The following is a 19,365-nucleotide window of genomic DNA, read 5'->3' as shown; positions in this document are numbered from 1 at the left end:
CCCAGGTGACTCCGGCCCTGCGCCGCAGAGCGAGCAGCTCACCCAGACCGACGTCGGGTGGGCACTCGGCGAGCTGTTGTGGAGCTGCCGGGGGTCGTCGCTCCGACGCTGAGCCGCTCGCAGACGCGATCTCCCGTGCTCCTCGGGGCTCGACGGGTGGACCCCCGCCGCCCGGCGGTCAACCGGCCGCCTCCGGGGGGCCGGCGGTCGGCCCCGCATCGGTCTGCAGGCTCTGCCAGGTGCCGTAGGCGACGGAGGCCGCGCCCTCCACGTCGCCGGCGGCGCAGAGCCTGATGAGCTCGTCGTGCTGCGCGACGGATGCGTGACCCAGGGGGGAGCCGAACCGGAGCCGCTCCGCCCGGCGCAGCGTGGGGGTGAACTGCTCGAGGACCGTGGCCAGAGCGCGGTTGCCGCAGATGGTCACGGGCACCCCGTGCAGTTCGTCGTCGGCCCGGACGGCCGACTCGACGTCGCCGCTCTCGAGAGCGGCGGCGAACCGGCGGTTGGCGTCGCGCATGGTGGTCACGTCCGCCTCGGTGAGGGCGGGGACGGCCTCGCGGACGGCAACCTGGTGCATCGCGGCGACGACGTCCCGGGCGTCGCGGACCTCCCGGACGTCGAGCGGGCTGACGATGGTCGAACGGCCGGGCTGGGCCAGGACGAGCCCGCTCTGTGCCAGGCGCAGCAGCGCCTCCCGGACGGGGGTCCGGCTGACGCCGAGCCATGCGGCGAGCTCCTTGTCCTTCAGCTGCTCGCCCGGCTCGAAGGTGCCGTTCTCGATGGCATCGCGGAGTCGGCGGTACACGTCGTCGCGCAGCAGGCTGCGATCGGAACTCGGGGCAGTCCTCGGAGTGGCCACGCAGTATATTGCGACGCTCCGTCACCCCTCGGCAACCGCGCGGCCGAGAGCGCGACCCTGATGACCCGGCCGAGCCCGTCGCCTGGCCGACGGGTGGTCGGATGGACCGTCATCTGACGTACGCGAAGGCCACACCCGCTCTCTACGGTCGATATATCAGCGCTGACGCGACCGATCCGGTCGTCCGGGTCGCTGCGGTCCGAGAGGAACGGTCATGACCATCGACACCGACACGGGCACGACGGCACAGGAGAAGCCCACCGTGGTGCTCGTGCACGGCGCCTTCGCCGAGTCCGCGAGCTGGAACGGGGTGATCGAGCAGCTCAAGAGCGACGGCTACAAGGTCCTCGCCGCGGCCAACCCGCTCCGGAGCCTGCGCTACGACGCGCTGCAGTTGCGCAGCCTCCTGGACCGGCTGAGCGGCCCGATCGTGCTGGTCGGTCACTCCTACGGCGGCTCGGTGATGAGCGTGGCCGCCGACGGGCACCCCGGCGTCCGGGCGCTCGTCTACGTGGGCAGCTTCCTGCTGGAGGAGGGGGAGAGCACCGGTGAGCTGGCCGGGAAGTTCCCCGGCAACGAGCTGGGGTCCGCGCTGGCCCAGGTCCCCGTCTCTGACGGGAACGGGGGCACGGTGACCGACCTGTACATCCTGCCGGACAGGTTCCGGCAGGTGTTCGCCGCCGACGTCCCGCCGGAGGTCGCCGAGCTGATGCTCGCGACGCAGCGGCCCATCACCAGCGACGCGCTGGAGGAGAAGGCGACGGCGGCGGCCTGGCGGACGATCCCGTCCTGGACCCTGGTCACCCGACAGGACCTCGCGGTCCCGGCCGAGGCGCAGGTCTTCATGGCCCAGCGCGCGCAGTCCACGGTCGTGGAGGTCGACGCCTCCCACGCCGTCGCCGTGTCCCGGCCCGGCGCGGTTGCCGACCTGATCGTCCAGGCCGCCCGCGCGACAGTCGGCTGAGACGCCCCACCAGGACCGTCCCACCCGCGGCGGCATCCAGCCGACGGAGCGGGTGGGACGGTCGGGGCATCGCCGCCAGCCACCCGCCAGGAGGTGCGTGACGACATGCAGGTCCTCGAGCTGATCGGCATCTTCTCCTTCGCGGTGTCGGGAGCCCTGATGGCGATCAGCCGCGACCACGACGTGGTCGGGATCGCGATCCTGGCGGTGGTCACCGCGCTGGGCGGCGGCATCGTCCGCGACCTCGTGCTCGGCGACACGCCGCCTCCGGCCTTCACCAGGTGGGAGTACCTGGTCGTGGCCCTGACGGCGGCCGGGGTCACGTGCGTCGCCCACCCCTGGCTCGGGCGGCTGAGCAGACCTCTGCTCGTCTTCGACGCGGCCGGCCTGGGGCTCTTCTGCGTCGCGGGGACCGAGAAGGCACTCGACCACGGCCTCCTGCCGGTGGCGGCCGCCCTGCTCGGTGTCACGACCGCCGTGGGCGGCGGCGTCCTCCGCGATGTGCTCGCCCGCGAGACCCCGGCGCTGTTCCGGGCGGACTCGGAGCTCTACGCGGTGCCGGCGGTGGCCGGAGCCCTCGTCGTCGGGATCGCCTCGACCTTCGACGCCGACGGCCCGGCGCTGGGCGCGGGAGTCGCCGCCGCGATCTTCGTCGTCCGCGTGCTCGCCCTGCACCGCCACTGGCGCGGTCCGAGGGCGCGCGGGCGGCGATCTCCGGTCGGCCCGTCCCCGGTGGGCTGACCGCCACCTCCCTGACGCAACGAGAGAACGGAACGAGATGACTCTGGACGAGCGGTACGACGTGGTGGTGGTCGGCGGTGGCGCCGCCGGCCTGAGCGGGGCGCTCGCCCTGTCCCGGGCGCGGCGCAGGGTGCTGGTGGTGGACGCCGGCGACCCGCGCAACGCACCGGCGGAGCACGTGCACAACGTGCTCGGCCGCGAGGGGACGCCGCCCGGGGAGCTGGTGGCGATCGGCCGCCGGGAGGTCCAGGGCTACGGGGGCACCGTGACGGAGGGCCGGGTCTCCGCGCTGAGCCGGGAGGACGGCGGGTTCGGTGTCGACCTGGCCGACGGGCGGTCGGTGCGGGCGCGCCGGCTGCTGGTGGCGACCGGGCTGACCGACGAGCTGCCCGACGTCCCCGGCGTGGCGGAGCTGTGGGGGAGGAGCGCCCTGCACTGCCCCTACTGCCATGGCTGGGAGGTCCGCGACCGGGCGATCGGCGTGCTCGGTTCGGGACCGCAGAGCACCGTGCAGGCGCTGCTGTGGCGGCAGTGGAGCGACGACGTCGTCCTCTTCCCGCACACGGGGGCTGCGCCCACCCCGGAGCAGCGGGAGCAGCTCGCCGCCCGGGGGGTGCGCGTGGTCGAGGGGGCGGTCGCCGCGCTCGACGTCGCCGACGGTGCGCTGACCGGCGTCCGGCTGGCCTCAGGGGAGGTGGTCGCCCGCGAAGCGCTGGTCGTGGCACCGCGGTTCAGGGCCAACGCCGGGCTGCTGGCCGGCCTGGGCATCGAGCCGGTCGACCAGGTGGTGCACGGCGCCGTCCGGGGCACCCGCGTGCCCGCCGACCCGACCGGCCTGACCGAGGTGCCCGGGGTCTGGGTCGCCGGGAACGCCGCCGACGTGACGGCGCAGGTCATGGCCTCGGCGGCGCAGGGGATGGCCGCCGCCACCGCGATCAACGTCGACCTGGTCTTCGAGGACGCCCGGATCGCGGTCGAGCAACTGCGGGATGACACCAGAGAGGCGTCGTAGAGCGCGGCGATGGACGACGACGGAGGAGCAGAGATGGGGAACGTGGATCGCGGGCGCCTGGACGGGCGCCGAGCGCTCGTCACCGGCGGGTCGAAGGGATCGGGGAGGGCCGTTGCCGAACGGCTGCGCGAGCTCGGCGCCGATGTGTACGTGACGGCTCGGACGATGCCCGACGGGTACGAGCACCCGGACCGCTTCATCGCGGCCGACACCTCGACCGTCGAGGGCACGGCGCTCGTCGCGTCGCGGATCGGGGAGGCCGGTGGCGTCGACGTCCTCGTGCACGTCGTGGGAGGCGCGTCCACGCCGTCCGGGGGGTTCGCGGCGATCACGGACGAGCAGTGGATGGTCGAGCTCCAGCTCAACTTCCTCGGCGCCGTGCGGCTCGATCGAGCGCTGCTGCCGTCGATGATCCGGTCCGGGCGTGGTGTGGTGCTCCACTTCACGTCCATCCAGCGGCAGATGCCGCAGTACGACGCGTCTCTCGCGTACGCGGCGGCGAAGGCCGCGTTGCGCACGTACAACAAGGGGCTGGCGAACGAGCTCGCGCCGCACGGTGTGCGGGTCAACGCGATCAGTCCTGGCGGGATCGTGACCGAGGCCTATGAGAAGTTCGTGGACCGGATCGCGGAGGGGAACGGCCTGAGCCGGGAGGGGGCGAAGGAGAAGATCCTCGACTCCCTCGGCGGAGTGCCGCTCGGCCGTTTCGCCAGGACGGAGGAGATCGCCGATCTCGTGGGCTTCCTGGTGTCCGACCAGGCGTCGGCGATCGTCGGTGCGGAGTACGTGATCGACGGCGGGACCGTCCCGACGGTCTAGTACGAGACCGGTTGCGGGAGGTGGCCTCCTGCTGGAGAGGAGGCGCTGTGGGCACGATGGACGAACTGATCAGCCCCGTCGTCGTCGCACGGCTGCGGGCTGCCTTGGAGGTGGTCGCCCCCACCGCGGACTTCTCCGCCCTGCTCCAGGCGGAGGGCGCCGTGCGGGGTCTCCGCCTCCGGCAGCGGGTGGACGTCGTCCGCGATGCTCTCCTCAGCGACGTCCCGGCGGGGTTCCACGCCGCCGAGCGCGTGGTGCTCGACGTGCTGGACGGGCCGCGTTTCGAGGGGTGGATGATCTGGCCCACCACGGAGTTCATCGCCTCGAGAGCAGTCGAGACCGGGTCGACGCGGGACTTCGACGCCGCCATGGCCCTCCTGGCCCGGCTGACCGTCGGGCTGACGGGCGAGTTCGCCGTTCGCGACCTGCTGAACGCGCGACCCGAGCGCGGCCTCCGCATCATGCAGACCTGGACGGGGCACGACAGCGAGCACGTGCGGCGGCTCGCCACCGAAGGCTCTCGCGCCTACCTGCCCTGGGCGAGACGGGTGCCATGGCTGCTCGCCCATCCGCAGGCGACACGAGGCATCCTGGACGCCACCTACCGCGATCCGGCCGAGTACGTGCGGCGCTCGGTCGCGAACCACCTCAACGACCTGAGTCGCGTCGAGCCCTCTGTCGTCACGGACGTCGCCGCCGCGTGGGCCGGCGAGCCGGACGCCAACACCCCCTGGGTGCTCCGGCACGGCCTGCGGACGCTGATCAAGCGGGCCGATCCCACCGCGCTGGCTCTCGTGGGGTTCACCGGGGACGACCTGCACGTGGCCCGGCCGCGCATCTCCGGTGAGGGCGTCCCCTGGGGAGGGGATCTCACGTTCACGGCCGTCGTCACCAACGACGGGGAGACGGACGCGACCGTGGCGATCGACTACTCCATCGGGTTCCGACGCGCCAACGGCTCCGTGAGTGCGAAGACCTTCAAGCTCGCGTCACGACGCATCGCCGCCGGCGGCAGCACCGTCGTCACGAAGACCCACTCCTTCCGCCCCATCACCACCCGGACCTACCACCCGGGGCCGCACCACGTCACCGTGCAGGCGAACGGGGTCCTCTCTCCACCCGAGGGGTTCGTCCTGGGGACGCCGGACAGGGCGGAGAAGGGTGGCGATGACGGACGGCGGGGCGCGTGAGGTCCGGCCGCCGGGAGTGGCCGCCGACCCTGTGGAGGGTGACCCGCGTCGGCCGGGATGGTCGACGCGAGCTCCACGGGACACACGATCGACGACGGCAGTGAGGGGCGAGATCATGAACGACGTGGCCGAGCGGGTCCTGAGCACGGTGTCCTCGATCCCCAGCGGGCACGTGATGACCTATGGCGATGTCGCCGAGGCGGCCGGCACAGGCCCGCGCGCCGTCGGTCAGGTCCTGCGCCGAGACGGTCACGACGTGCCGTGGTGGCGGGTGGTGGACGCCATGGGGCGGCCGGTCGAAGCCGCGGCCCAGGAGGCACTGGCCCGGTTCCTCGAGGAGTCGACTCCCTTGCTGCACCGCGGCGACGACGTGCGAGTGGACCTCGCGCGAGCAGCGTGGAGCGCCCACGTGCCGTGAGCGACACGTGACCCAGGCCCGGCGAACGCGAGCATCGTCATCCGCCGTCTCCGCGCAGACATCCCGTCGCAGAGTCGAGTCGTGCGCTGGCGCCGGGGGCGGGCATCCCGTTCGTCGACGGCCACATCCGCCGGGGACTCTGTGCCGGGGGCCCGATCGCGGTCGGCCCAGGGCGACGGTGGACCGGGGCTCATCCGTACCAGGCGACAACGCGCTCCCCGAAGAAACCGAAGGCGATGCCCCACACGATGATCGCGATGCCCATCCACACGTAGACGGCACCCCTGCGCGCGCCGAGCGCGATCAGGGTCGGCGCGGTGATCTGCGTGGGCAGGAGGAGCGCTCCGAGCAGCGAGACACCGGGAACACCCAAACGCTGGAAGTACGTGGCGACCCTCCGCTTGCGCTTGGACGTCGGTTCGCCCGATCGACCCCGGGTGGCGGCATCACGGACACCTCCCGCCAGGGCGATCATCAGGAACGTGGCCACGATGTTGCCGATGACGGCGGCGGGCACGGCCAGCAGCGGGTCGACGCCGACGACGATGCCGATGAAGCTGCCCAGATAGGACTCGACGAACGGGATCATCCCGAAGAGCAGGAGCGCGCCGAGCTGCTGCCACTGCTCCAGCCCGGCGGCGAACTCGGTGAGCTGGGCGATGAGGTCTTCGACGAACGAGGAGTTCATGCACCCATCCGACCGGGCCAGCGGGTTCCTGCTCAGTGCCTGATGTCACGGCTTGCGCATGGCCATGTCATCTCGGCCCCGCTGCGGTGTCATCACGGGTGGAGCACCAGCGGTACACGGGCAGGCCTCCTGTGACGCGGGTCCGCCAGCCTCGTGCGCGGCACCAGCCTCCCCGACTCGTCAGGCGGTGCGGTCCGCCTCAGCAGAGACGACGGCTTCCAAGCGACTGGTGAACGGCCCTCCGGTGCGGCCATCAGCGCGGCAGGTCCACCGGTAGCCATCCGGGGCCAGTTCGATGAGGTAGCCGTCGGGGTCGGCGGGGCCGTGGCCCGGGCGTTCGTACGGGTCGGTCATGTGAACACCACGTTCTTGAAGCGGACGCCGGCGGACGCGCTGCCGAGGTGGACGGTGGGCACGGATCGGTGGGTGGCGTCCGCCACGGTCAGGGTCCCGGTGCGGGTGTCGGTGCGGGCGAAGGAGAGTCCCGATGCGGTGACGATGATCCGCAACCGGACGTAGGTGCCCGGCCTCGGCGCTGTTCCCCCCGTCGAGGACGCCAGCGTGGTGGGTACACCCTCATCGACCCGACGGACGTCCAGGTTGCCGTCTCCCCGCAGCAGGAAGAGGTAGCCGTCGGCGCCGGGCGACGCCCCGGACGACGGTCGGTACGGGTGGTCGTCGGTGCTCAGGAACACGAACCCACCGCTCGTGCAGCCGTCGCCCCACAGCTGGTCCAGCCGGACGTCGAGCTGCAGCGTGAAGGTCTGGGGGTCCGGCGGTGCGAGGAAGCCCAAGAGCGTGGAGTGGACGGTGTCGGAGACGTCGAGGCCCCAGGACGAGTCGTCCGGGTGGAACCGGCCGCGGCTGGTGTCCGGCAGCATCCCGGGCTGCCAGACCTGACGGGCGAACAGGTCCGAGGTGCGGCGGCCCGCGTCCCCCGTGACGTAGAGGGGGTCATCGGAGAAGATCGCGTCCACGCCATGGGTGATGACGGCATCCCGCTGGTGCCGGCGGTTCACCGTGTAGCAGGCCACCTCGATCCCCGCCGCATGTGCCGCCGTGCAGAGCGAGGAGGTGACGCGGCTCGCCGGCGGGCCGATCCAGCCGATGTCCTCGGCGGAGGCGCGGGCGACGTCGGTGCTGCCGAGCCAGATGACGTCCCACCCCCGCGAGCGGGCCAGTCGGCAGTCGGCGAGGGCGAAGGACTGGAGCAGCACGGACGCCGGGCTGACCCCGTGGCGCTCGAGCGCGTCGATCATCGGGCCCATCGCGTCGCCGCTCTTGGCCTCGGCGCAGAGGAGGACGCGGTTGCCGAACTCGGTGAGCACCTCCTCGAACAGCGGAGGGCGCAGCCCGTCGGGCCAGCCTCCGCCGAGGGTGGCCGAGGCGTCGATGTCGAGTCGCTTCCAGCACGCCGACGTGTGATCGGCGACGTTGCCGGTCGAGGTGGTCATGCGGTCCACGGTGCCGTCGTGCATGACGCCGAGACCTCCGTCGGCGAGCGTCGACACGTCCTGCTCGATGACTGCCAGACCCTGGCCCACCGCGAACCGGTAGCCCTCCATCGTGTGCTCGGGCACCTGCAGGGACCCGCCGCGGTGGGCGATGACGAACGGCCGGCTCAGGTCGGCGAAGTCCACACGCGACCTTAGGACCTCCCGTCAGGCCCGCGCACCGCCGTGGTCAGCGGGACCTGCGCATTCGGCACTGGCGTGAGTCAGTGGTCTTGTGTCCGAGGGGCGACGCGGTACATGCGCACACGAGTGATCCCGGGTCGAGCCAGGTCGCCGTTCGCGGTGTCGCGTGCACCGCGAGAGTTCCGCCGTCCTGGTCCGCGTCTGGGGTGCCGGGGGTCGCGGCATGGCCGAGTCGTTGGCAGGGCGACGAGCCGGAGCGGTCGTTCGATCGGAGCGAGCAGCGCTTGCGCCGGCGTGTCGTTCGGCGCTAGTACGGACGAATGACCATCACCGACATCACCATCGTTCCGGTGCCTGTCGGCCGCAAGGACGACTACATCGCCTTCTCTCGGCGGATGGCTGAGGTCTACCGCGATCACGGAGCGGTCCGGATCACCGACTACTGGCAGGTGGCGGATGCAGGTGGTCAGGAGGATTTTCATGCCGACGGCTTGGTGTACGGCGAGGGCGAGTTGCCTGACTTCGCGGACGTCATCGGTGCGGCTGCGTCCGAAGCGATCGTCGTGACGCTCACAGAGTGGCCTTCGCGCGAGGCGCGCGACCGGGGCGCCGCGGCCGCAACCAGCGACCCCCGTGTGCTCGCCACACTGGAAGAGGACCCTGTCTTCGACGGCAGCCGCGTCATCGCTTCGAGTTTCGAGATCGCCATGAGCCTCCGGCGCTGACACGGACGCGTCTTCGACCCACGGGGGGTTCAACTCGGTGTCCGAGGGGCGACACGGTACTTCCGCACACGCCTGGAGGTGGTCCGGGAGGTGTGTGCCTGGTTCCTGCGACGTCGTGCCCCTGGACAAGCCACATCTTCCCAGCTCAGGGGCACCCTTCCGACGTCTGGAGCCAACGATCACCGCCCGGCGTGAGAGCCCCTGGGTAGCGAGGCGATCGCCGGCGGCTACCGCTCACCCTGACGAGCGGCGGAGCTGAGCTCGAGGTGCCACTGGCCGATCGGGCACCGGGACCGCGATTCGCACGCGCAGCTGGAGCGGCGGCTGTTGGCTGCGGCTCGAGGTCTGTCGTTGGGTGCTGAGAGGATCGGTTCCGTGGCCGCATCGCAGCAGTCCCTCCGTGCCACCGTCTTCCTCGGGCTGAGCGTCGACGGCCGCATCGCGCGGCCCGATGGCGACCTCGAGTGGCTGACCAGCCGCGGCGCGGCCGCCGGCGACGCGGGCTTCACGCCCTTCGTGAAGTCAGTTGACGCGGTGGTGATGGGCCGGCGGACCTACGAGGCCATCGCTCCCGACGAGCACTGGCCCTACCTCGGTCGGCCGATGCATGTGATCAGCACGACCCTCGCAGCAGAGGGAGATCCCCGGATCACGGTGCACCGCTCCGCCGAGGCGGCCATCGACGCGCTGCAGCGGGACGGCCACCGGCGCGTCTACGTCGACGGTGGCGAGACCATCCGTTGGTTCCTCGCCTCCGGACTTGTCGACGAGCTCACGCTCTCCCATGTGCCCGTGCTCATCGGCGACGGGCCCTCACTGTTCGGGCCGCTCGGCGGAGACGTGCACCTCGAGCATGTCCGCACTGCGGTTCTCGACGGCGGGATGGTCCAGACCACCTACCGCGTCATAGGCGGACCGACGCCGCCCGCAGCCACGTAGGCCAAGGGGCTCACCCCGCTTGCCCGTCCCAGTCGACCGCCCGGTGCTGGACCGGTCCGACCGGCCGGCCGCGAGTGCAGCGGCACCCCAGCGTCCTCCAGCCATCCCGACAGCGTCGCGTCCATGATCCCCAGGTACCCGGCGATCCCGAGCTCCGTCGCCCCCAGCGTTGAGCGGTGCCACTCGACCGCGTCGCGGCGGAACCCCTCGGAGTACGTCTTCCTCGCCACCGTCTGATCTTCTCGCTTCCTCCAGGCCCGGCCTGGGTTCAGCGTGTCCACGATCAGGGGTCAAGTCCCGTGGTCCGTAGTCGGTGAACGACCGATGCTGGCGCGTCCTGAGATGCTCCCGCCGTGCTGCTGACCTCTTCCGACGGCGCAAGCGTCGAGCTCCGACCGACCCGCTACCAGTACACAGCTGCACCGAGTGAGCCGGGCGACTGGGACGCGAACTGGCTGGAGATCCACGGGCGGGTGCGGACGGAGGCGGGGGAGTCCTGGAAGTTCGACGACCCATGCCTCACCACGTGGGAGGCGCGGGAGATCGGGGACTGGCTCCGGGCGGCTGCAGACGGACGCGTCCCGGTGATCGAAGCGCCCACCGAGGACTCGGAGGAGCTGCTCACCTTCACGGAGCCCGACCTCGGGTTCAGCGTCGGCGCCCGAGAGGGCGACTCCCTCGTCGTGCGTGTCCACCTCTCCCTCGAATCAGTGGCGGATCGACCTGGCGCGGGGGAGGAGGCGCCCTACGACTTCTACGGCTACAGCGTGCCGCTCCGGGTCGGGCGCGAGGAGTTGCTCGCCGCCGCACAGGCGTGGGACGAGGACAACAGGCCGTTCCCCGAGCGGTAGGCGTCCGACGCCAGGCAGGTCCGGCGGGACGACCCATGAACGACGACAGGGCGCCCACGACGTGGGCGCCCTGTACGTTCGGCACTGGCCTGAGCCAGTGTTCTGGTGTCCGAGGGGGGACTTGAACCCCCACGCCCGATAAAGGGCACTAGCACCTCAAGCTAGCGCGTCTGCCATTCCGCCACCCGGACAGGTGAGGCGCTCCGCGGAGCGCCTCGACGAGCATAACCGAGGCCACCCCAGGCCCGGGACGGGGGCCGGTGGCACGATCGACGGCATGTCGCAGCCCACGCCCACGCCCCTGGCCGGCGCCCAGTCCGAGGTCGCCGACCTGCTCTCCGAGCTGATCCGGATCGACACCACCAACACCGGGGACTCGGCGACCAGCGCGGGGGAGCGGCAGGCCGCCGAGTGGGTCGCCGCCAAGCTCGACGAGGTGGGCATCAGCTCGGTCGTCCACGAGTCCGAGCCCGGCCGGGCCAACCTGGTCGCCCGGATCGAGGGCACGAACCGCGACCGCCCCGCCCTGCTGGTGCACGGCCACCTGGACGTCGTCCCGGCCGACCCGGCCGAGTGGAGCGTCCACCCGTTCAGCGGGGAGCAGCGCGACGGCTACGTGTGGGGCCGCGGCGCGGTCGACATGAAGGACATGGACGCCATGACCCTCGCGCTGGTGCGTGACTGGGCCCGCACCGGCGTGAAGCCCGACCGCGACATCGTGCTGGCCTTCGTCGCCGACGAGGAGGCCGGCGGCCGGAAGGGCGCCCATTTCATGGTCGACCACCACGCCGACCTGTTCGAGGGCTGCACCGAGGCGATCAGCGAGGTCGGCGGGTTCAGCATCACCGTCCGCGACGACCTGCGCCTCTACCTGGTGCAGACCGCGGAGAAGGGCCTGGCCTGGATGCGGCTGACCGCCGGCGGGCGGCCCGGGCACGGCTCCTTCGTGCACGACGACAACGCCGTCACCCGGCTGGCCGCCGCGGTCGCGCGGATCGGCTCGAGCCGGCTGCCCACCGTGCTCACCCCGCCGATGCGGGAGTTCCTCGACGCGGTCAGCGACGCCTACAGCATCGAGATCGACCCGAACGAGCCCGAGGTGGCGCTGGCCCGGCTGGGCAGCATCAGCCGGATGATCGGTGCCGCGCTGCGCAACACCGCCAACCCCACGATGCTCGACGCCGGGTACAAGACCAACGTCATCCCCGGCACCGCCAGCGCCACCATCGACGGCCGCTTCCTGTACGGGCAGGAGGCGGAGTTCGAGAAGCAGTTGGACGAGCTGATCGGCGAGGGCGTCACCCGCGAGTGGATCACCTACGACCAGGCCGTGGAGACCACCTTCGACGGCCCGTCGGTCGACCTGATGGTGCAGGCGCTCACCGCCGAGGACCCGGGCGCCCGCGCCGTCCCGTTCACCATGAGCGGCGGCACCGACGCCAAGAGCTTCGAGACCCTGGGCATGCGCTGCTTCGGGTTCTCCCCGCTCAAGCTCCCCGCCGAGCTGGACTTCGCCTCGCTCTTCCACGGCATCGACGAGCGCATCTCGGTCGACTCGATGCAGTTCGGCATCCGGGTGCTCGACCGGTTCCTCCGGCAGGCGTGATGTGATCAGCGGGTGACCGAGACCACTGCTGCTCCCGGATCCCCCCGCCCCGGCGACGTCGCCCTGATCACCGGGGGCACCGGCGGCTTCGGCCGCGCGCTGGCCGCCCGGCTCCGCGCCCGGGAGGTGACCGTCGTCCTGGCCGACCTGGACGGCGAGCGCGCCCGGCAGACCGCCGCCGACCTCGGTGCGCACTTCGTGCCGCTCGACGTGACCGACCGCGCCGCCAACGCGGCCGTGGTCGCCCAGGTCGAGGCCGAGCACGGCCGGCTGGACGCCACCTTCCTCAACGCCGGCATCGCCGGAAAGAGCCGCGACGCCCTGGACGTCGACGAGTTCCTGCACGTCGTGGACGTCGACCTGTTCGGCGTGGTCTACGGCGCGGAGGCCGCCCTGCCGGCACTGCGCCGGGCCGGCGGGGGCTCGATCGTGGTCACCGCCTCCCTCGCCGGCCTCGCCCCGGTGGCCACCGACCCCGGCTACAGCGTGGCCAAGGGCGGGGCGATCGCCTTCGTCCGGTCGATGGCGCCCCGTCTGGTGGGCGAGCGGATCACCATCTCCGCCATCTGCCCCGGGTTCGCCGACACGGCGATCATCGACCCGCTGCGCGACGAGTTCGCCGCCGCCGACTTCCCCGTGCTCTCCGCCGACGAGGTGGCGCAGGCGATGGAGGCCGCGTGGGGCAGTGCCGAGCCGGGTGCCGCCTACGTCGTCCAGCCCGGCGTCGGGGCGATCCCGTACAAGTTCAAGGGCGTGCCGGCGGCCCGGACCGCGAGCGGGCAGACCGCCGTGGTCCCGGAGGCGCTGATCCCGCCGTCGCTGCGCTGAGGGGTCAGCAGATCCGGACGGCGAGCACCGCGACGTCGTCGTCCAGCCGGCCGGACATCCCGGCGATCAGCTCGTCGCACAGCTCCTCCAGCGGCAGGCCGGCCAGCTCGGCCAGCCGCTGGGTGAGCCAGCTGGTCCCGGCGTCCAGCGGCACGCCGCGGCGCTCCACCAGCCCGTCGGTGTAGAGCAGCAGGGTGTCGCCGGGAGTCAGTGCCAGGTGGTGCTCGGCCCGTTCGACCCCGGCGGCGACCCCCAGCAGCAGGTCGGGGGCGCGGTCGAGGACCGTCACCCGGCCGTCGGCGGACATCAGCACCGGCGGCGGGTGACCGGCGTTCGACCAGTCCAGCCGGGGGCCGCTGTCGGGGCCGGCGGGGTGGACGGTGGCCACCGCCGCGGTGATCAGGGTGTCGACCTGCAACTGGGCCATCGCCCGGTCCAGCGCACCGAGCACCAGCGCCGGCGATCCGGCCACCGTCGTACCGATCCCGCGCAGCACACCACGGGCCTGTGCCATCGTCGCGGCGGCGGTGACGTCGTGGCCGGCGACGTCACCGATCACCAGCATGGTCGAACCGCCGGGGACCGGGAAGGCGTCGTACCAGTCGCCGCCGACCTGGGCGTGCTGGACGGCGGGCAGGTAGCGCGCGGCGATCGCCAGGCCGGGCACGGTCGGTGGGTCGGTCAGCAGGCTCCGCTGCAGGGTCTCGGCGACCTGCACCGCGCCGCGGGCCATCGCTGCCTCGGCGCTGAGCCGCGTGAGGGCGGCTTCCCGGCGCAGCCGCAGGGTGCAGGCGAACAGGGCCAGCACGCCGCCCAGCGCCACGCCCAGCAGCCGGATCGACTGGGCCACCACCGTTCCCTCGGTGTACTGGTCGCCGTAGATGCCGAACAGTGCCGCAAGGGTGAAGGCCACCAGCCCGTAGACGGCGGTGGCCCGCCGGCCCAGCACCGTGGCGGCCACCAGGGGTGCCATGGCCAGCAGGCCGACGACGACCTGCCCGGGTTCACTGGCCAGGTTGACCAGGCTGCAGAACAGCAGCACCCCGAGGGGCAGTAGGTGCCGCGTGCGCAGCCGCCGGTTCACCGAGCGCCCTTCTCGTCCGTGCGGCCCCGCGCCGCACGCCCATGATCAACGCTGATCCGGCGCAGCCTATCCGCCGGCGAGCGCGCCATCGTGCATCCGCCACACCCGGGTGACTGGCGTCACCCCGGTTCTGGCACTGTCGCGGGCATGCGTGCATGGCGAGTCCACTCCCTCGGCGACCCGGCCGAGGTCATGTCCCTGGACGAGGTCGACCAGCCGACACCCGGGGAGGGGCAGCTGCTGGTGCGGGTGCGCGCCGCCGGGCTCAACTTCCCGGACGTGCTGATGACCATGGGCATGTACCAGGAGAAGCCGCCACTGCCGTTCACCCCGGGGGTGGAGCTGTGCGGCGAGGTGGTCGGCACCGGCCAGCGGGTGCTCGGGTCACCGGCCGGCGGGCCCGGCGCCTTTGCCGAGTACGCGCTGATGGACGCCGCCGCGGCCTGGCCGGTGCCCGATGCGATGTCCGACGAACAGGCCGCCTCGCTGTACCTGACCTACCAGACCGGCTACGTCGGGCTGCACCGACGGGCGGCGTTGCAGCCGGGGGAGTGGCTGCTGGTGCACGCCGGCGCGGGCGGGGTCGGGACGGCGGCGATCCAGTTGGGCAAGGCAGCCGGGGCGAAGGTGATCGCCACCGCCGGCGGGGCACGCAAGACCGAGGTCTGTCGCCAGCTCGGCGCCGACCACGTCATCGACTACACCGCCGAGGACTTCGTGCCGCTGGTCAAGGAGATCACCGGTGGGCACGGCGCCGACGTCGTCTACGACCCGGTCGGCGGCGAGGTGTTCGACAAGTCCCGCAGGTGCATCGCCTTCGAGGGGCGGCTGGTGGTGGTCGGCTTCACCAGCGGCACCATCCCGCAGGCACCGGTCAACCACGCGCTGGTCAAGAACTACAGCATCGTCGGCCTGCACTGGGGGCTCTACCGCAAGCACGACCCCGCGCGGATCGGCATGGTGCACGAGGAGCTGTGCCGGCTGTTCGCCGCCGGCGCGATCGACCCACTGGTCGGCGCCTCGATGCCGCTCACCGAGCTGCCGCGGGCGATGGCCGCGATCGCCGACCGCAGCACCGTGGGGAAGGTCGTCCTCACGCCCTGACGAGGTGTTCCGCCGTCCAGGACCCCTGACGGGTCCTTCCTCAGACCATGGGGCGGGGGAGGTAGGACAGCCGCATCCGTCGGCGCATGATGATCTTCCGGGTGCCGTCGGCGTGCAGCTGCAGGCGGGCCAGCTCCCAGCCCCCGGTGTCGGACTGCATGCTCATCAGCTGCGCGGCCGCCGAGCGCGAAGTGCCCGCCGGGATGCGCAGCGGGGCGTACTCGTACTCGCCGGCTGCTGACACGCGCCCGATTGTGCCCGCTGGACGTCTCCCGGTCATGTGGTGGTCACCACCTGCTCGCCGGGCCGGGTGTCGTCGCCTGGTCACCGGGGCAGGGGAGGACGACCGACGCCGGGCCCCCCGCCCGGCCCATCGACCGAGAGGAGCGTGCCGTGACCGACCCGGAGGCCACCGACGCGGACCGCCAGGAACAGCGGACGACCGCGTCCCCGACCGGCCCCGAGCTCGCCGATGACGTGACCACGCCGGCCGACGACGTCCCGGAGGCCGACGCCATCGAGCAGCAGCTCGCTGCGACCCCCGGCGGCACCAGCGGGTGGCGCAGCGCCCCCGAGGCTGACGAGTACGACGTGCTCGAGCAGCAGGCCGCCGTCCCCGACGACGAGGACGAGGTTCGCAGCTGACCGTCGCGGGTCGATGAGCTGCAGCTCGCCGGTGGCCCGGCTGCCGACGAACACCCGGCCGGTGATCGGGTCGACGACGACCGTGTCGGGCTGTCGGACGGTGGGGGAGCGGGCGACCTCGGCCGGCTCCGGGCCCGCGGTGGACAGGCCGACGACCTCGTTGGTGGCGGTGAGGGCCACCCACAGCACCTGGGCGGTGGGGTCGACGGCGAGGCCGTAGGGCGTGTCGTCCAGTGGGGACGTCCCGATCTGGCGCAGCGGGTCGTCGCTGGAGGTGAGCACGGCGTCCCCGCGGGTGTCGGCCACCAGGAACCGGCCCTGGCCGTCGGCGACCGGGTGCGTGGGGCCTGCCGGCGTCCACCACGTCGGCGGGCACGAGCACCAGACCGCCCGGGGCGACCAGCTGCAGGTGTCGGGCGTTGCCGGGCAGCGGCACCTCGCGCACCGTCCTCCCGTCCCGGTCGACGAGCAGCAGGCGATCGGGGGCGCGGACGGCGACCGCCAGCAGCTCGACCAGCAGAAAGGCGGTGGCGTGGCGGCGTCACATTGACCGATGGTCCGCCGAGCTCCAGGTCGCACCCCGTCGACGGTTGAGGACGTCGACACGGTGTTCGGCCCGATCGGGCCGCGGGTGACCCGGGGAGCTCGTGCACCCGGAGGAGGAGCTGCAGGTCGCCGCGGTGCGGCTCTGCTCATCGCCTCTCGTGCGCGGTCGGCGGCGCTGCCCATGATCATCCATCGTGACCGCCGCAGTGATCATCGTGCTGATCCTCGTCGGCCTGCCGCTGCTGGCCTGGTGGGTCGGCGGCCGCCGCTTCTGGAACCGGCTGAAGCCGGGGCGCGGGCCCGATCCGTGGGGCGACTTCGTGCGCTCCCACCGGCTGAGCCCCAGCGAGGCGACGGCGGTGCAGTCCGCCGTGACCAAGGGTGCAGCACTGGACGACGAGAAGCTGCGCCGGGCGGCCGTGGACCTGGCCGAGGAGACACTCGGCCAGCTCGGCTCGTGGCCGCAGAACGGCACCACGGCGCAGCGGGTCCTGGCTGCGGTGTTCCTGCTGTGGTCGCTCGTGTTCGTCGCCGGGCTGGTCTTCGCCGTCGCCTTCGGCGGTCTCTCCGACGTGCCGTGGTTCGCGCTCGCGCCCGCAGTGGTGACCGGGGGGACGCAGATCTGGGCGCGGCGCAGGATGCGGCAGGCCATCGAGCTGAACAGCGGGCCGGTGGGGGAGTGACCGAGCTGCCGTTCTGGCGGCGGCGGGCACCGGCCGGGTCGCCCCACCTGCCGCGCGAGCTGAAGCAGCGGTACGAGCTCGCCCCGCTCGAGATCGGCCGGGTCGAGCGGGCGGTGGTCTCCGGCCACGAACTCGACGACCCGAGGTTGCGGGCGGCCGTCGTCGACTGGGCCCAGCGCCACGTCGCGGCCGGGACCGAGCGCACCGGCACCCGCGGTCGGCTGCCGCGGTGGGCGCTGGCCGGGCTGCTGGTCTGGGCGGTCGGCCTGGGTGGCCTCGTCGTCGTCTCCGCCCTGACCGGCGAGTGGGCGGGCGCCCCCTGGATCACCGTGCTGGCCTGGACGCCCTGGGTCGTTCTGGTGTTGCGCCGGCTCGGTGGGCCGGAGCGCGCGATCCGGCGCAACAGCGAGTGCCCCCCGGATGACACCGCGGCGTCGCACCTGGAACGGGTGCGACGCCGCGGTGAGGAACCGAGCCCGGTGGGTCAGCGGGAGTAGTGCTCCACGACCAGCTGCTCCTCACAGATCACCGGGACCTCGTCGCGCCGGGGCCGCCGGAGCACCGTGCAGCGCAGCTCGGCGAGCTGGACCTCCAGGTAGCCCGGTGCCGCCGCGTGCGCGCCCGAGGCGGCCACCTGGAAGGGCAGCTTGCTCTTGCTCTTCTCGGCGATCTCGATGACGTCGTAGGGCTGCACCTGGTAGCTGGGCCGGTCGACGCGCTTGCCGTTGACGGTGACGTGCTGGTGGCTGACGGTCTGCCGCGCCTGGTAGATGGTCCGGGCGAAACCGGCGCGCAGCACCGTGGCGTCGAGCCGTGCCTCCAGCTGGTGGGTGATCAGCTCCTCACCGGTCTTGCCGCCGGCGCGCCGGGCTCGGTCGAACGCCGAGCGCAGCTGCGTCTCGCTGATGTCGTACTGCGCGCGCAGCCGCTGCTTCTCCATCAACCGGGTCTTGTAGTCGCTGGTGTTCTTGCGCTTGCGGCCGTGCTCACCCGGCGGGTAGGGGCGCCGCTCGAAGTAGCGGACGTCCTTGGGGGTGAGCGGGATGCCCAGCGCGCGGGAGCGCCGGACCTTGGGACGGGACTGGTTCACACGGGCCTCCGGGTTCGGTTAGGCTCACCTTACCCCGATGAGGAGTCGGCCTGACGACGGAGTGACGCATGACGCGATCGACCCGCCCCGCACCCGGGCAGCCCGGACGCTCGCCCCAGCGGCAGGGCCCGACGCCCGCCGAGCGCGCTCGCACCGTGGCCGGCCGCGCCGGCGCCGCGGTCTGCGCCGCCGGCATCGACGGCAGCCGGGTGCTCGCCCACGCCACCACGGCCGACGGGCAGGTGTTCGTCGTCGTCCCCACCGACGGGGACGTCGCCACGGCGGTCCGGCACGCCGCCGACGGCGACCTGGCCGCGCTCCTGCTGGTCACCGACCACGCCCCGGTCGAGCTGCGCGAGCCGGTGCGCGCCCAGGTGTGGCTCTCCGGATGGCTGACGCCCATCCTCCCCGCCGACGTGCGCCCCGCGGCTCTCGCCTTCGCCGACGTGGCCCCGGTGGGCGCCCTGCTCGACGTCGGCCGCGGCGCCACACTGCTGCGGCTGGACCTGGCAGAGGTGGTGCTGGGGGAGTGCGGCACGGTCACCGAGCTGACCCCCGAGGACTACCTGGCCGCCGCACCCGACCCACTGGCCGATGTGGAGGCGCACGCGCTGCAGCACCTGGACCACGCGCACCCCGAGGAGCTCGCGCTGCTGGCCTCCCGGGTGCCGACCGCGTGGCTGGGGGACGGGGACGTCGTCCGCCCGCTCGGGCTGGACCGCTGGGGGTTCCGTCTCCGGATCGAGCAGCGCTCCGGGCACCGCGACGTCCGGATGCCGTTCTCCGCGCCGGTCACCGGCCCCGAGGAACTGGCGGGTGCGATCAGCCGGCTGATGTGCGCCGCACGGCAGGCCTGTCCCGGCCGCTGACGCGACCCGCCCGGAACGAGGACGCGCCCGCCCCGGGCGCCGACTGTGTCGGCACCCGGAGCGGGCG

24 protein-coding genes and 1 tRNA gene are annotated in these 19,365 nt (G+C 72.7%); 16 read left to right on the top strand and 9 right to left on the bottom strand.

Annotated elements, in window-relative coordinates; genetic code table 11:
• Positions 1–178 precede the first annotated feature (178 nt).
• Positions 179–859 (bottom strand): GntR family transcriptional regulator, encoded by a 681-nt coding sequence (locus tag HLA93_RS13860; RefSeq protein ID WP_308128124.1) that lies wholly within the window; start codon positions 857–859, stop codon positions 179–181.
• Between the two features lie 214 nt (positions 860–1,073).
• Here HLA93_RS13860 and HLA93_RS13855 point away from each other — a divergent pair, with 214 nt between their 5' ends.
• From HLA93_RS13855 to HLA93_RS13830, 6 genes are all read left to right on the top strand, one after another.
• A complete protein-coding gene (locus HLA93_RS13855; RefSeq protein WP_222194979.1) occupies positions 1,074–1,823 on the top strand; it encodes an alpha/beta fold hydrolase in 750 nt (249 codons plus the stop codon).
• 105 nt (positions 1,824–1,928) lie between these two features.
• Positions 1,929–2,564 (top strand): trimeric intracellular cation channel family protein, encoded by a 636-nt coding sequence (locus HLA93_RS13850; protein ID WP_222194978.1) that lies wholly within the window; start codon positions 1,929–1,931, stop codon positions 2,562–2,564.
• 37 nt (positions 2,565–2,601) lie between these two features.
• Complete coding sequence (locus HLA93_RS13845; RefSeq protein ID WP_246626641.1) at positions 2,602–3,576, top strand: NAD(P)/FAD-dependent oxidoreductase; 975 nt, start codon at positions 2,602–2,604, stop codon at positions 3,574–3,576.
• Positions 3,577–3,585: 9 nt separating this feature from the next.
• A complete protein-coding gene (locus HLA93_RS13840; protein ID WP_222194977.1) occupies positions 3,586–4,395 on the top strand; it encodes an SDR family oxidoreductase in 810 nt (269 codons plus the stop codon).
• A 47-nt stretch (positions 4,396–4,442) separates the two neighbouring features.
• The gene (locus HLA93_RS13835) at positions 4,443–5,585 is read left to right on the top strand and encodes a hypothetical protein (RefSeq protein WP_222194976.1); all 1,143 of its coding nucleotides are present in this window, start codon (positions 4,443–4,445) and stop codon (positions 5,583–5,585) included.
• 115 nt (positions 5,586–5,700) lie between these two features.
• On the top strand, positions 5,701–6,003 hold the full coding sequence (locus tag HLA93_RS13830) for an MGMT family protein (protein ID WP_222194975.1): 303 nt from the start codon (positions 5,701–5,703) through the stop codon (positions 6,001–6,003).
• 190 nt (positions 6,004–6,193) lie between these two features.
• On the opposite strand, the gene HLA93_RS13825 is transcribed toward HLA93_RS13830, so the two are convergent.
• The 3 genes from HLA93_RS13825 to HLA93_RS13815 form a co-directional block, all read right to left on the bottom strand.
• The gene (locus tag HLA93_RS13825) at positions 6,194–6,691 is read right to left on the bottom strand and encodes a hypothetical protein (protein WP_222194974.1); all 498 of its coding nucleotides are present in this window, start codon (positions 6,689–6,691) and stop codon (positions 6,194–6,196) included.
• A gap of 180 nt (positions 6,692–6,871) precedes the next feature.
• Positions 6,872–7,045, bottom strand: coding sequence for a hypothetical protein (locus HLA93_RS13820; protein ID WP_222194973.1), 174 nt, complete (start codon positions 7,043–7,045; stop codon positions 6,872–6,874).
• Positions 7,042–8,331, bottom strand: coding sequence for a glycerophosphodiester phosphodiesterase (locus tag HLA93_RS13815; RefSeq protein ID WP_222194972.1), 1,290 nt, complete (start codon positions 8,329–8,331; stop codon positions 7,042–7,044). The genes HLA93_RS13820 and HLA93_RS13815 overlap by 4 nt, the downstream gene beginning before the upstream one ends.
• A gap of 317 nt (positions 8,332–8,648) precedes the next feature.
• On the opposite strand from HLA93_RS13815, the gene HLA93_RS13810 reads away from it, so the two are divergent.
• From HLA93_RS13810 to HLA93_RS13800, 3 genes are all read left to right on the top strand, one after another.
• On the top strand, positions 8,649–9,053 hold the full coding sequence (locus HLA93_RS13810; RefSeq protein WP_222194971.1) for a DUF1428 domain-containing protein: 405 nt from the start codon (positions 8,649–8,651) through the stop codon (positions 9,051–9,053).
• 375 nt (positions 9,054–9,428) lie between these two features.
• Positions 9,429–9,992, top strand: a complete 564-nt coding sequence (locus HLA93_RS13805; RefSeq protein WP_222194970.1) for a dihydrofolate reductase family protein — start codon at positions 9,429–9,431, stop codon at positions 9,990–9,992.
• A gap of 353 nt (positions 9,993–10,345) precedes the next feature.
• On the top strand, positions 10,346–10,843 hold the full coding sequence (locus HLA93_RS13800; protein WP_222194969.1) for a WapI family immunity protein: 498 nt from the start codon (positions 10,346–10,348) through the stop codon (positions 10,841–10,843).
• Between the two features lie 103 nt (positions 10,844–10,946).
• Here the strand turns inward: HLA93_RS13800 and HLA93_RS13795 are convergent.
• Positions 10,947–11,034 (bottom strand) — tRNA-Leu (locus tag HLA93_RS13795).
• Positions 11,035–11,120: 86 nt separating this feature from the next.
• On the opposite strand from HLA93_RS13795, the gene HLA93_RS13790 reads away from it, so the two are divergent.
• Both HLA93_RS13790 and HLA93_RS13785 read left to right on the top strand, forming a co-directional pair.
• Complete coding sequence (locus tag HLA93_RS13790) at positions 11,121–12,449, top strand: M20/M25/M40 family metallo-hydrolase (protein WP_222194968.1); 1,329 nt, start codon at positions 11,121–11,123, stop codon at positions 12,447–12,449.
• Positions 12,450–12,461: 12 nt separating this feature from the next.
• Positions 12,462–13,277, top strand: a complete 816-nt coding sequence (locus HLA93_RS13785; RefSeq protein WP_222194967.1) for an SDR family oxidoreductase — start codon at positions 12,462–12,464, stop codon at positions 13,275–13,277.
• 4 nt (positions 13,278–13,281) lie between these two features.
• On the opposite strand, the gene HLA93_RS13780 is transcribed toward HLA93_RS13785, so the two are convergent.
• Positions 13,282–14,361 carry a PP2C family protein-serine/threonine phosphatase gene (locus HLA93_RS13780; protein ID WP_308128123.1) on the bottom strand — a complete coding sequence of 360 codons (1,080 nt, stop codon included), beginning with the start codon at positions 14,359–14,361 and terminating at the stop codon, positions 13,282–13,284.
• 147 nt (positions 14,362–14,508) lie between these two features.
• Here HLA93_RS13780 and HLA93_RS13775 point away from each other — a divergent pair, with 147 nt between their 5' ends.
• Positions 14,509–15,465, top strand: a complete 957-nt coding sequence (locus HLA93_RS13775; protein ID WP_222194966.1) for an NADPH:quinone oxidoreductase family protein — start codon at positions 14,509–14,511, stop codon at positions 15,463–15,465.
• 40 nt (positions 15,466–15,505) lie between these two features.
• Here HLA93_RS13775 and HLA93_RS13770 read toward each other — a convergent pair whose 3' ends face one another.
• Both HLA93_RS13770 and HLA93_RS13765 read right to left on the bottom strand, forming a co-directional pair.
• Positions 15,506–15,709, bottom strand: coding sequence for a DUF5703 family protein (locus tag HLA93_RS13770; protein ID WP_222194965.1), 204 nt, complete (start codon positions 15,707–15,709; stop codon positions 15,506–15,508).
• Between the two features lie 80 nt (positions 15,710–15,789).
• A complete protein-coding gene (locus tag HLA93_RS13765; RefSeq protein ID WP_222194964.1) occupies positions 15,790–16,416 on the bottom strand; it encodes a YncE family protein in 627 nt (208 codons plus the stop codon).
• Between the two features lie 34 nt (positions 16,417–16,450).
• Between HLA93_RS13765 and HLA93_RS13760 the strand changes: the two genes are divergently transcribed.
• The 3 genes from HLA93_RS13760 (at position 16,451) to HLA93_RS13750 (ending at position 17,836) form a co-directional block, all read left to right on the top strand.
• Positions 16,451–16,660 (top strand): hypothetical protein, encoded by a 210-nt coding sequence (locus HLA93_RS13760; RefSeq protein ID WP_222194963.1) that lies wholly within the window; start codon positions 16,451–16,453, stop codon positions 16,658–16,660.
• Between the two features lie 190 nt (positions 16,661–16,850).
• A complete protein-coding gene (locus HLA93_RS13755; RefSeq protein ID WP_222194962.1) occupies positions 16,851–17,339 on the top strand; it encodes a hypothetical protein in 489 nt (162 codons plus the stop codon).
• Positions 17,336–17,836, top strand: a complete 501-nt coding sequence (locus HLA93_RS13750) for a hypothetical protein (RefSeq protein ID WP_222194961.1) — start codon at positions 17,336–17,338, stop codon at positions 17,834–17,836. The genes HLA93_RS13755 and HLA93_RS13750 overlap by 4 nt, the downstream gene beginning before the upstream one ends.
• Here HLA93_RS13750 and rpsD read toward each other — a convergent pair.
• The gene (gene rpsD / locus HLA93_RS13745) at positions 17,824–18,429 is read right to left on the bottom strand and encodes a 30S ribosomal protein S4 (RefSeq protein WP_222194960.1); all 606 of its coding nucleotides are present in this window, start codon (positions 18,427–18,429) and stop codon (positions 17,824–17,826) included. The two genes, HLA93_RS13750 and rpsD, sit on opposite strands and share 13 nt — an antisense overlap.
• Before the next feature lie 68 nt (positions 18,430–18,497).
• Between rpsD and HLA93_RS13740 the strand changes: the two genes are divergently transcribed.
• Complete coding sequence (locus HLA93_RS13740) at positions 18,498–19,298, top strand: DUF2470 domain-containing protein (RefSeq protein ID WP_222194959.1); 801 nt, start codon at positions 18,498–18,500, stop codon at positions 19,296–19,298.
• Positions 19,299–19,365: the final 67 nt, after the last annotated feature.

The sequence above is a fragment of the Modestobacter italicus genome (genome assembly GCF_019799965.1).
GTDB classification, from domain to species: Bacteria; Actinomycetota; Actinomycetes; order Mycobacteriales; family Geodermatophilaceae; genus Modestobacter; species Modestobacter italicus_A.
This window is presented reverse-complemented; position numbering and strand designations above follow the sequence as displayed.

Bases quoted from the DNA above. Each gene is read 5' to 3' on its own strand.
- HLA93_RS13775 (WP_222194966.1), top strand. From the start codon at position 14,509: ATGCGTGCATGGCGAGTCCACTCCCTCGGCGACCCGGCCGAGGTCATG.
- HLA93_RS13740 (WP_222194959.1), top strand. From the start codon at position 18,498: ATGACGCGATCGACCCGCCCCGCACCCGGGCAGCCCGGACGCTCGCCC.
- HLA93_RS13820 (WP_222194973.1), bottom strand. From the start codon at position 7,045: ATGACCGACCCGTACGAACGCCCGGGCCACGGCCCCGCCGACCCCGAC.
- HLA93_RS13810 (WP_222194971.1), top strand. From the start codon at position 8,649: ATGACCATCACCGACATCACCATCGTTCCGGTGCCTGTCGGCCGCAAG.
- HLA93_RS13830 (WP_222194975.1), top strand. From the start codon at position 5,701: ATGAACGACGTGGCCGAGCGGGTCCTGAGCACGGTGTCCTCGATCCCC.
- HLA93_RS13855 (WP_222194979.1), top strand. From the start codon at position 1,074: ATGACCATCGACACCGACACGGGCACGACGGCACAGGAGAAGCCCACC.
- HLA93_RS13790 (WP_222194968.1), top strand. From the start codon at position 11,121: ATGTCGCAGCCCACGCCCACGCCCCTGGCCGGCGCCCAGTCCGAGGTC.
- HLA93_RS13845 (WP_246626641.1), top strand. From the start codon at position 2,602: ATGACTCTGGACGAGCGGTACGACGTGGTGGTGGTCGGCGGTGGCGCC.
- HLA93_RS13850 (WP_222194978.1), top strand. From the start codon at position 1,929: ATGCAGGTCCTCGAGCTGATCGGCATCTTCTCCTTCGCGGTGTCGGGA.
- HLA93_RS13840 (WP_222194977.1), top strand. From the start codon at position 3,586: ATGGACGACGACGGAGGAGCAGAGATGGGGAACGTGGATCGCGGGCGC.
- HLA93_RS13825 (WP_222194974.1), bottom strand. From the start codon at position 6,691: ATGAACTCCTCGTTCGTCGAAGACCTCATCGCCCAGCTCACCGAGTTC.